Annotated in this window: 10 protein-coding genes; 8 read left to right on the top strand and 2 right to left on the bottom strand. The window is 70.0% G+C overall.

Annotated elements, in window-relative coordinates; translation table 11 throughout:
* Positions 1–46: 46 nt before the first annotated feature.
* The 8 genes from D7X74_RS33995 to uraH all read left to right on the top strand — a co-directional run bounded on the left by D7X74_RS33995 (position 47) and on the right by uraH (position 7,855).
* Positions 47–1,147 carry a hypothetical protein gene (locus D7X74_RS33995; protein ID WP_120537161.1) on the top strand — a complete coding sequence of 367 codons (1,101 nt, stop codon included), beginning with the start codon at positions 47–49 and terminating at the stop codon, positions 1,145–1,147.
* A 34-nt stretch (positions 1,148–1,181) separates the two neighbouring features.
* Positions 1,182–2,306 carry a hypothetical protein gene (locus D7X74_RS33990; protein WP_120537160.1) on the top strand — a complete coding sequence of 375 codons (1,125 nt, stop codon included), beginning with the start codon at positions 1,182–1,184 and terminating at the stop codon, positions 2,304–2,306.
* Positions 2,303–3,079 carry a hypothetical protein gene (locus tag D7X74_RS33985; protein ID WP_147446777.1) on the top strand — a complete coding sequence of 259 codons (777 nt, stop codon included), beginning with the start codon at positions 2,303–2,305 and terminating at the stop codon, positions 3,077–3,079. The genes D7X74_RS33990 and D7X74_RS33985 overlap by 4 nt, the downstream gene beginning before the upstream one ends.
* A 90-nt stretch (positions 3,080–3,169) precedes the next feature.
* Complete coding sequence (locus D7X74_RS33980; protein ID WP_120537158.1) at positions 3,170–4,612, top strand: NAD(P)-binding domain-containing protein; 1,443 nt, start codon at positions 3,170–3,172, stop codon at positions 4,610–4,612.
* Positions 4,609–5,955 carry an allantoinase AllB gene (gene allB / locus D7X74_RS33975; protein WP_120537157.1) on the top strand — a complete coding sequence of 449 codons (1,347 nt, stop codon included), beginning with the start codon at positions 4,609–4,611 and terminating at the stop codon, positions 5,953–5,955. The genes D7X74_RS33980 and allB overlap by 4 nt, the downstream gene beginning before the upstream one ends.
* A gap of 27 nt (positions 5,956–5,982) precedes the next feature.
* A complete protein-coding gene (gene alc, locus D7X74_RS33970; RefSeq protein ID WP_120537156.1) occupies positions 5,983–7,005 on the top strand; it encodes an allantoicase in 1,023 nt (340 codons plus the stop codon).
* Positions 7,002–7,514: a 2-oxo-4-hydroxy-4-carboxy-5-ureidoimidazoline decarboxylase gene (gene uraD, locus D7X74_RS33965; protein WP_120537155.1), complete on the top strand. Its 513-nt coding sequence runs from the start codon at positions 7,002–7,004 to the stop codon at positions 7,512–7,514. Before alc ends, uraD begins: the two co-directional genes overlap by 4 nt.
* A complete protein-coding gene (gene uraH / locus D7X74_RS33960) occupies positions 7,511–7,855 on the top strand; it encodes a hydroxyisourate hydrolase (RefSeq protein ID WP_120537154.1) in 345 nt (114 codons plus the stop codon). The genes uraD and uraH overlap by 4 nt, the downstream gene beginning before the upstream one ends.
* A gap of 19 nt (positions 7,856–7,874) precedes the next feature.
* Here uraH and D7X74_RS33955 read toward each other — a convergent pair whose 3' ends face one another.
* Positions 7,875–9,524, bottom strand: a complete 1,650-nt coding sequence (locus D7X74_RS33955; RefSeq protein ID WP_120537162.1) for a Rieske 2Fe-2S domain-containing protein — start codon at positions 9,522–9,524, stop codon at positions 7,875–7,877.
* A gap of 245 nt (positions 9,525–9,769) precedes the next feature.
* The coding region (locus D7X74_RS33950) for a carbohydrate-binding protein (RefSeq protein WP_233602377.1) at positions 9,770–10,611 on the bottom strand (842 nt) is incomplete at its 5' end.

Here is a 10,611-nt window from a genome sequence, read left to right as displayed (position 1 = left end):
CCCCCGCGAAGCTCACCACCCACCCCGCAGGCGAGGGAACCCATTCATGAATCAACAGGTCGCCAACCGGCTGAACGCGCTCGCGGTGTCCGCCTACAAGGTCATGGGCTCCGTGCTGCTGGCATTGATCCTCCTGGGGCTCCTGTCCTTCCTGTCGGTGCAGGGCTTCTTCCTGTCCAACACGCGGTGGGTGACGCCCACCATCCTGTCGCCCACCGACCCCAACGTCCTGCAGCTCAACGCGCAGGCGGCGCAGCAGGAATCGGAGCGCGACGCGCTCCAGGCGAAGCAGCGGGAGGTGGCCAACCGCCTCCAGGAGGCCGTGCGCACCCTGAACGCGGAGAAGTCCTTCCAGCAGCGCTTCGTCGTGGCCCTCAAGGGCGAGAAGTCCTCCCGCGACAAGCTTGCCCGGAGGCTGTCCGCGCTGCGCCAGGAGTACCTGCGCGCGGGCGGGGAGATCGCCGAATCCAACCGGGCGTACAGCGGGCTTGCGCGCACGCGCACCAGCGCCCTCTACGACGCGAAGCTGATGGAGCGCGAGGCCGTGCTCACCATGAACCACCACCTGGCGCAGATGGCGCAGAGCAACCTGTCGCTCGCGCAGGAGACGGTGGACCTGGACATGCGGCTGGACATCCTCAGGCGCGAGCGCGAGGGCCTCACCGCCGCGGAGAACGGCCTGGGCCGTGATGACGCGCCCGAGGGGCTGACGACGGACACGCTGCTGCTGGAGCGCGAATACACGCAGTCGGTGCTGGCGCAGGCGCGCGCGGAGGCGCAGCGCAAGAGCCTGGAGAAGGACCTGCAAGCGCTCGACGACAGCCTCCGCCGCTTCAACCAGTTGCTGAAGGTGGTGCATGAGGCGCCGTACCTGAAGGCGGTGGAGCAGAACCTCACCGTGGCCTTCGTGCCGTACGAAAACCTGGCCAACGCACGCGAGGGCACCTCGCTCTACAGGTGCGCGCTGAAGGTCATCTGGTGCCGCGAGGTGGGCGTGGTGGGGCCGGTGCTGGAGGGCGAGGTCACCCAGCAGCATCCCATCCGCCAGTACCACCTGCGGGGCGTGATGGTGGAGCTCCAGCTTCGGGATGCGCCAAGCGCGCGGGAGGAGCTGCTGCACCTGGGCCGTCCTCCCCTGATGTTGTGAGTTCCCCCGGGAGTGTCTGGAAATGGAGCGGCGGATGCGGAGAACCCTCGCATGTGGGGTCCTGGTGGGGATGTGGACGGGCGCGGCCCTCGCGGCGGACGCGGTGGGGACGGTGCGCGACCGGAGCGAGCCTGCCCAGGGCTATTGCGAGCGCGTGCGGGGGACGTCGCGCGCGGAGGCCGCGTTGGAGCTGGCGCCGGAGGTGTTCGCCAGCATCGGCGCGGTGAACGCGGGCGACGCGCAGGGAGGCTCCGATGAGACGCCCCTGGGGTCGCCCAAGCTGCGGCTGACCGCGGGGCTGGGCTACGACTTCGTGGGCCTCTACCGGGGCCACACGCTGCGCTCGCGCGCGGAGGCGGAGTGCCGGCGCTATCAGGCGCTCGCCGCGCTCCAGGGCGCCGTCCAACAAGGCACGAGGCTGGGGGAGACCGCGGCGCTGCAGGCCCGCGCGCGGGCCCTGGCGGAGTCCCTGCCGCGCGCGGAGACGCTGGTGTCCCAGCTGCGCGACGAGCTGCGCGATGGCGGCGCCACGCTGGAGGAGCTCAACGCGGTGCAGGTGCGGTTGGATCATCTGCGCACGCTGGCCCGCGACACCGAACAGGCGCAGGCGCGGTTGGCGCTCGAGCCCGGGCTGGCGGAGGGCCAGGACCTGGGCGCGTTGCTTCTGGCCTTCGAGTCCGCGGACGACCAGGTGGAGGCCCTGTCCGGAGGGCTGCGCAAGGCGCGCGCGTGGCGGCTGAGCGTGCGCGGCGGCTACGACGAGGTCTTCAACGTGGACCAGGACACGCCCCTCTTCGGACAGCTCACGCTGGGCTACAACCTGGGCAACCTGTGGCAGGGCCGGGCCAATGCGCAGGCGCGCGAGGGCCGCCGCCAGGAGACGCGCGACGCGGTGGAAGGCGCGCCCCGGCAGGTGCGCCAACTGCTGGGCGAGCTGCGCATCACCGAACAGGGAGAACAACAGCGACTGCGCGAGGTGTCCACGCTGGTGTCGGACCTGGAGGGGCAGTTGCGCGAGGTGGAGCGGCTGGAGACGCGGCAGGTCCGCCGCTTCCGGGACTACCTGTTGCTGGAGCTGGCGCGCCTCAAGGCGGAGCAGGCGTACCTGGGAGCGCATCTGAAGACGCTGCAATCACTGCTCGGCGGGGTGAAGTCATGAGCGAGGAGCGACGTCGGTGGATGATCGCGCTGGCGTCGTCGGCCGTGTTGATCCTCTGGGCGGGAGTCCTGCTCTTGAGCCATGGCGCCTGCAGCGGATCCCGCGACAGCGTGATGAAGCCCATCGTCGCGTCCGCCCCCCCGACGGCCCTGCCTCCGCCCACGGAGGACCTGGAGCCCATTCCCCTGGAGCGACTCCACGTTACCCAGGGCAAGGTGCTGGAGGCGCAGAAGGCCGCCCTGGGTGGGACGCGCTTCGACATCGAGGTCCCGAGGCAGCGCGCGGTCTCTCCGGAGACGACGGGTGACGACATCGGCCTGCGCTTCTCCTGGCTGGGCGTCACCGACCCGGTGATTCCCCTGGCCTCCGGGGACCTGCGTGAACAGGTGGGCCTCAAGCTGCGCGCGATGGATGGCTGCAATGTCATCTACGCCATGTGGCGCATCGCGCCGTCGGCGGGCATCGTCGTCAACTTCAAGCGCAACCCGGACGACCACGAGAGCGGCGAGTGCGGCAATGCCGGCTACACCACCGTCCAGCCGCGCTTCATGGAGCCGCTGGACCGGCTGGCGCAGGGTGAGCCGCACATGATGCGCGCCCGCATCGACGCGGACGTGCTGACGGTCTACGTGGATGGCAAGCGCGTCTGGGAAGGCGTGCTGCCCCCCGACGCGCTCCTGCTGGAGGGGCCGGCCGGCATGCGCACGGACAACGCACGCGTGCGCTTCGAACTGCTCGTGCCCCGGGAGGTCGGGACCGCTTCGCGGCGCTGAAGCGTCCCATCCCCGACACCGCTTGAAGGGGGGCGATTGGCCGTCCGCCCCCTTGCATGAAGCATCCGGGCATGGGTTGCTTGAGCCCTGATGCAAGACCGCGATCCGCTGGCTTCGCCGCTCCGTCCCCCGCATGGCCTGGAGGCGCTGGAAGATGCCCTCCGGCGCGACCTGGACATCCTCTCCTACCCTGCCCGCAGCTGGGTGCCCCCGCGCTCCACGCCGGACGGCCGGTCCATCCTGGACGTGCTCATCGTGGGCGGAGGCCAGAGCGGCCTGGGCACCGCGTTCGGGCTGATGCGCGAGCGGGTGACGAACCTGCTGGTGCTGGACGACGGCAAGGACGGCTTCCACGGCCCGTGGAAGACCTTCGCGCGGATGATCACCCTGCGCACGCCCAAGTACCTGACGGGCCCGGACTTCAACATCCCCAACCTCTCCTTCCGCGCCTGGTACGAGGCGCAGCACGGCGAGGAGGGCTTCCGCCAGGTCGCCCTCATCCCGAAGGAGCTGTGGGCGGACTACCTGCTCTGGTATCGCCGCGTGCTGGCCATTCCCATTCGCTGCGGCACGAAGGCCGGCGCCCTGCACTGGCGCTCGGACCTGGACTGCTTCGAGGTCCCCGTCACCCACGCGGGCGAAACGCAGACCCTGCTCGCGCGCAAGGTGGTGCTGGCCACCGGCATCGACGGCTCCGGCCGCTGGGAGGCCCCGCCGGAAGTACAGCCCCTGCCCCGCTCGTTGTGGGCGCACACGCATGACCCCATCGACTTCGAAGCCCTGCGCGGCAAGCGCATTGGCGTGCTCGGCGCGGGGGCCTCCGCGTTCGACAATGCGTCGGTGGCGCTGGAGACGGGCGCGGGCCGGGTGGACCTGTTCTACCGGCGCAAGAAGCTGCCCAACGTCAATCCCTACCGTTGGGCGGAGTTCGTGGGCTTCCTGCGTCACCACGGCGACCTGCCCGACAAGGACCGCTGGCGCTTCATCCGGCAGATCATCGAGATGGGGCAACTGCCGCCGAAGGACACCTTCGAGCGCGCGCGCCGCTCCTCCGCCTTCCACCTGCACGCGGAGAGCCCCTGGCTGGAGGTGAAGCAGCAGGACGGTCAGGCCGTCGTGCGCACCCCGCACGGCACGCACGCGTTCGACTTCCTCATCATCGCGTCGGGCTTCACCACCGACCTGTCGATGCGCCCGGAGCTGGCGGAGCTGCACCCGCACATCGCGCTGTGGAAGGACCGCTTCACCCCGCCGGAGACCGAGCGGCACGCGGACCTGATGCGCCACCCGTACCTGGGCCCCTCCTTCGAGTTCCAGGAGAAGACGCCGGGCTCCGCGCCGTGGATCCACGGCGTGTTCAACTACACGTTCGGATGTCTGCTCTCGCTGGGCTTCGGCGGCGCGAGCATCTCCGGCATGAAGTACAGCCTGCCCCGGCTGGTGGGCGGCATCACCCGCCAGCTCTACACCGACGACAGCGAGCAGCACTTCCGTGCGCTCGCCGACTACGCCATGACGGAGTTCGAGCCGTGAGCACCTCCCTGACCGTGTTTCGCAGCGAGCGCGTGGTGACGCCCGAAGGCATCCGCGCCGCGGCGGTGGTGGTGCGCGACGGGCGCATCGAAGGCATCGACGCCACGGTGGACGTGCCGCGCGGCGCCCAGGTGGTGGACGTGGGCAGCGACGCGCTCCTGCCCGGCATCGTGGACAGCCACGCGCACATCAACGAGCCCGGCCGCACGGACTGGGAAGGCTTCGCCACGGCGACGGCAGCGGCGGCCGCGGGCGGTATCACCACCGTGGTGGACATGCCGCTCAACTCCATCCCGGCGACCACGTCCCTGGCCGCGCTGCGCACCAAGGCCGAGTCCGCGTCGGGCCAGTGCGCCATCGACTACGGCCTGTGGGGCGGCGTCATCCCGGGCAACGCGGGCGAGCTCCAGGCGATGGTCGAAGCGGGCGCCCCGGGCTTCAAGGCGTTCCTGGTGCACTCGGGCGTGGACGAGTTCCCCGCCGCCACGCGCGACGTGCTGGATGTGGCCATGCCCATCCTGGCGAAGGCCGGGGTGCCCCTGCTGGTGCACGCGGAGCTGACGGACCACGAGCCGCCCTTCGCCGGGGACGTGCGCGCGTACGCCAGCTACCTCGCGTCGCGCCCGGCCGCGTGGGAGGTGGACGCCATCCGGATGATGATCGACCTGTGCCGCAAGCACCGGGCGCCGGTGCACATCGTCCACCTGTCGGCGGCGGACGCGCTGGACGACATCGCGAAGGCGAAGGCGGAAGGACTGCCCTTCACGGTGGAGACGTGCCCGCACTACCTGACCTTCAGCGCGGAGGAGATTGAAGCGGGCGCCACGCACTTCAAGTGCGCCCCGCCCATCCGCGAGGCGGAGAACCGCGAGCGGCTGTGGCGCGCGGTGGCCAGCGGCCTCATCGACCTGGTGGTCTCCGACCACTCGCCGTGCACGCCCGCGCTCAAGAAGCTGGAGGCCGGGGACTTCTCCGGCGCCTGGGGCGGCATCGCCGGGTTGCAGTTGAGCGTGTCGGCGGTGTGGACGGGCATGCGCGCCCACGGCCTGGGGCTGGACGTGCTGGTGGAGCGGATGGCGCGCCGCACCGCGGCACTCGCCGGGCTGTCGCACCGCAAGGGCGCCCTGAAGCCGGGGCTGGACGCGGACTTCGTCGTCTTCGCCCCGGAGACGCGCTTCAAGGTGGCCCCGGAGGACATCCGCCACCGCCACCGGCTGACGCCCTACGCGGGACGCGAGCTGGAAGGCCGGGTGTTGAGGACATACCTGCGCGGCCAGCGTATCTTCGACGCCACCGAGGGACTGACGGGCCCGCGCATCGGCCAGTGGCTGCCGCGCGGCTGAACCGTCCCGTCCAGGAGAGGAACACCGATGCAAGCCGAAGCACCCGGGGCGATGCACGTCGCATTCGCCGACCTGATTGACCTGGCCGCCGCGAAGGTGGGCGGCAAGGCCCTGCTGGCCAACGACGAGTTCTTCGCGCCCAAGGAAGCGATGCTGGAGCCCGGGCGCGGCGTCTTCATCGCGGACAAGTACACCGAGCGCGGCAAGTGGATGGACGGCTGGGAGACGCGCCGCAAGCGCGTGCCCGGCTACGACTGGTGCATCGTGAAGTTGGGCCTGCCCGGCGCCATCCACGGCATCGACGTGGACACCAATCACTTCATCGGCAACTTCCCCGAGTACGCGTCCCTGGAGGCGTGCGAGGTGGACGGAGACCCGTCCGCGGAGTCGCTGGCCCAGGACGTGTCGCGCTGGACGGAGCTGGTGCCCCGCTCGCGGCTGCGCGGCGGCTCGCGCAACCTGTTCGCGGTGGCCAACGAGCGGCGCTTCACGCACGTGCGCCTCAACATCTTCCCGGACGGTGGCGTCGCGCGCCTGCGCGTGCACGGCATGGTGTTGCCGGACTGGCACGCGCTGAAGACGGCGGGCCTCGTGGACCTGGCGGCGGCGGCGAACGGCGGCTCCGTCGTCACGTGCAACGACCAGTTCTTCGGCACGAAGGACAACCTCATCTTCCCGGGCCGCGCGGCCAACATGGGCGAGGGCTGGGAGACGCGCCGCAAGCGCGTGCCGGGCTTCGACTGGATCGTCGTGAAGCTGGCCACCGCCGGCACCCTGCGCCGCGCGGAGGTGGACACCCACTTCTTCAAGGGCAACTTCCCGGACCGCTGCTCGCTGGAGGGCATCCACCTGGAGGAGCCGCTCCTGGACTTCGCCAACGCCACGCACCTGAAGTGGAAGGAGCTGCTGCCCCAGTCCAAGCTCCAGGCGGACCACTGCCACGTGTTCGACAAGGAGTTGAAGGACGTGGGCCCCATCACCCACGTGCGCCTCAACATCTTCCCGGACGGCGGCGTCAGCCGGCTGCGCCTCTTCGGGGAGCCGGCGTGACCACCGGCCTGGAGCGCCTGAACACCGCGACCACGGAGGAAGCGACGCAGGCGCTCACCCGCTGCTGCGGCAGCAAGCGCTGGGTGGAGGCAATGCTCGCCGTCCGCCCGTTCCGCGACGCGGAGCACCTGTACGCGGAGGCCACCACCGCCTGGGAGCGCACCGGGCCGGAGGACTGGAAGGAGGCCTTCACGCACCACCCGCGCATCGGGGACGTGTCCAAGCTGCGGGAGAAGTACGCCTCCACCGCGCAGTGGTCGTCGCAGGAGCAGCAGGGCGTGGCCGCCGCCGACGAGCGCGTGCTGGAAGCCCTGGCGCAGGGCAACCGCGACTATGAAGCCCGCTACGGCTTCATCTTCCTGGTGTGCGCCACCGGGAAGAGCGCGGCGGAAATGCTCGCGCTGCTCCAGGGCCGCATGAACAACACCTCCGACGCGGAGCTGCGGATCGCCGCGGCGGAGCACGCGAAGATCACCCGCATCCGACTGGAGAAGCTCCTCGCGTCATGAGCACGCTCAGCACGCATGTCCTCGACACGAGCACGGGCCGTCCGGCCGAAGGGCTCACCCTCGTCCTTGAAGCCAGGGCGACGGGAGAGTCCTTCCTGGAGCTGTCCCGGGGCGTCACCAACGCGGATGGCCGGGTGAAGGACCTGCTGGGCACGGCCTCCAAGCTCGCGCCCGGCGTCTACCGCCTCACCTTCGACACCGGGGCCTGGTTCCAGTCCCGGGGCCAGAAGGGCTTCTATCCGTACGTGCAGGTGGTGTTCGAAATCACCGCCACCGACGAGCACTACCACGTCCCGCTGCTCCTCAGTCCCTACGGCTTCTCCACGTACCGGGGGAGCTGAGGAGCGCCGGGCCCAGGCCTCACGCGCGCGGCGGTTCGACGGGGGCCTTGTCGACGGGAGGCATGTCGGCCGGGGCCTTGTCGCCGCCGCGGCCGGGCCGTCCGTGCTCCGGCTTGTCCAGGAGCGGCTCCGCGCAGAGTGAGGAGTTGTTCGTCTTGCAGGCGCCTTCGTTGTGCAGGTCGAACTGCCAGCGGTGGCGCGGACACACCACATAGCGGCCCTCCTCCACCCAGCCCTCGGAGAGGTCCGCGCCCTGGTGCGGGCAGAAGCGCTGGATGGTGAAGCGCTTGCCCCCCGCCTCCACCACGGTGCGCTCCTTGCGCGCCTCCATGGCGCGCAGGCCCGCGCAGAACTCGCTCATGTCCGCCACCTCCACGCCCAGGAAGCCGTGCAGCACGGGTTCGTACACATCCGGGTTGCGGCTCAGGCGCAGGCGGAAGGACAGCAGGAAGTCCTCCCAGTTCAGCTTGCGGTCCAACACGCGCACGATGTCGCTCGCGCGCACCTTCATCACGTAGCGCGTGGTGTCGTGCATCCGCGGCACCTCCTCCACGCGCCGGCGCTTGAAGTCCACGCGCAGGAGCCGCGTGGGCGCCTCCGTCAGCTCCACGTACAGCGGCATGCCCACCCGGTCATGCAGGTCCAGCAGGTCCAGCTTGCGCTGCAGCTCTTCATGCAAGCGGGAGAGGATGTCCTCCACCTCCTTGCCTGGCAGGTCGCGGCGGCGCTCGACGAAGAGGTGCGCCATGTCCTTCGCGTACGTCTCCAGGTACGCCTTGAAGTTCTCCGTCGTCACGCGCTCCGGCACCTGGGAGACGAACGCCAGCGTCCCCGCGTCCAGCACGTCCCCGGGCATGGGCTCCAGGTAGCGCGTGGGCGCCTCCGGCAGGCGCTTCTCCAGGAAGGAGAAGAGGGCCGGGGCGCGCGGGAAGATGTTCACGTCCTCGAAGTTCAGCGCATGGAGCGCGGGATCCAGGAAGGCCGCCGGGCCCGCCGCGGCGACGTAGGCCCGGGGCTGCACCGATTCCAGCGCCCGTGCCACCGCCTCGAACTTGCTGTCGCGCTTCTTGCGGGAGATGTCCGCGTACGTCTCGCGCGGATATTCGTAGCAGGTGGGGTGCCAGATGGCGCCGGAGAACTGCGCGGAGAAGACATCGATGGGTCCCTCCTCCGAGATGACCCGCGCCAGCCGGTCATGCATCTTGCAGTCGTTGATGTTGAGGAAGCACTGGCCGTCACCGCGCACCATCACGCTGGAGTCGCGGTTCGTCCCCTGCTCGGAGACGAAGAGCTTGATGTAGCCGCCCTTGATGGGGACCTCGCGCGAGTCCTCGCACGCGATGACGCGCTTGCAGCCGTACCGGGCGAAGTGCTCCTGCAGCTCCGCGCGCTTGAACTTCGGCACCAGCACGGTGAAGTCGCGCCGGGTCAGCGTGGCCAGGAACTCCGGGTCGAAGTGATCCTTGTGCTCGTGGCTGATGTAGAGGAAGCGCTCCTTGCCGGGCGTCGCCAGCAGCTCCCGCACGCGCGGCGCCAGGTGGTGGTTGCGCGGCAGTTGCATCCACGCCGAGTCGAAGGCCCCCTGGGGCGTCAGCCAAGGATCCATGACGACGAGCGCTCCGGCGGTCTCCACCGCGAAGCCCGCATGACCCAGGAAGGTGATCCGCATGAATGTCATCCCCTCGGTTGTGTGGGGGGTAATCCATGGACCGCCCCCCGCGTCCATCGCCTCGGGCGGCAGGCCCCTTGGCGTCTGAGAGGCTGTGGACCCGGTCCGCCCCCGACCAGGGCTTCCAGGTGCGACATGGGTGTCGAGCGGCCCACAGGGGCAACGCCTCACGCACAAGAAGGGAGGGAGGCCGTGTCCTGGCCCCCCTCCCCCTGGTGACTACCGGACGGTGAAGCGCGACCGGGCTACGGCTGGATTTCCCGCACGCTCATCCACTTGAAGTCCACGTCGTTGGCGTTGTCCCACCGGAACGTCGCGATGGGCCCACCCCAGGTGATGGGCATCGCGCCCACGGAGCCGCCGCAGTGCTGGGCGTCGCCGCCCCAGGCCCCCGCGTCCGTCATGTCGTAGACCTTCGTCCAGGTGACCTTGTCGGCGTTCTCGTTGACGTACAGCTCCAGCTTCACCGCCTCCGCGCCCTTCGCGTCCGGCACGTTGCGCATCACCGCCTTGAAGCCCACCCAGCGGCCCAGCAGCGACGTGGTGGCGGGCTTGTACTGGCCCTGGTCGTAGGACACGTGCCAGGTCTCCTTCTCGAAGCGCACGCGGCCGTCGTAGTGCAGGCCGCCCTTGTAGCTGCTGCCCTCGCAGCCTTCGTGGTTGTCGTTGTGCTTCCCGCCCCGCGCGTACCAGGCGAAGTTGTCCTTCGTGTTGGAGGCCGCGTTGACCTTCACGAAGCCGGTCATCTCGATGTTCTTCCAGTCGTTCGCCGCCTGCATGTAGCCCCGGCTCGCGAGCACGTCGCGGTCGTAGGTGGCGATCTGCTTCGGGTCGTAGCCCGTGGACGGGAACGCGCTCATGCGCACCTGGGAGCTCTTCATCTTCCAGGAGCCATCCGCGTTGCGCGTGATGGTGCCCTGGGGATCGAAGCGCGCATCCGCGGTCGCATTGTCGGCGAGCGCCCAGGCCTCACCGCCCGCCTTCGACGGGTACATCATCGTCACGCCAAAGCCATCCACCCCGGTGGGCGTGGGAGCGGGCGTGGTGGGCTCCGTCGGCGTGGGCGTCGGCACCGTGGGGTCCGGCG

The organism is Corallococcus sp. CA047B, from assembly GCF_003612065.1.
In the GTDB taxonomy this organism is placed as follows: Bacteria; Myxococcota; Myxococcia; order Myxococcales; family Myxococcaceae; genus Corallococcus; species Corallococcus praedator.
The sequence above is the reverse complement of the archived record's forward strand: the minus strand, read 5'-3'. Positions and strand labels throughout refer to the sequence as shown.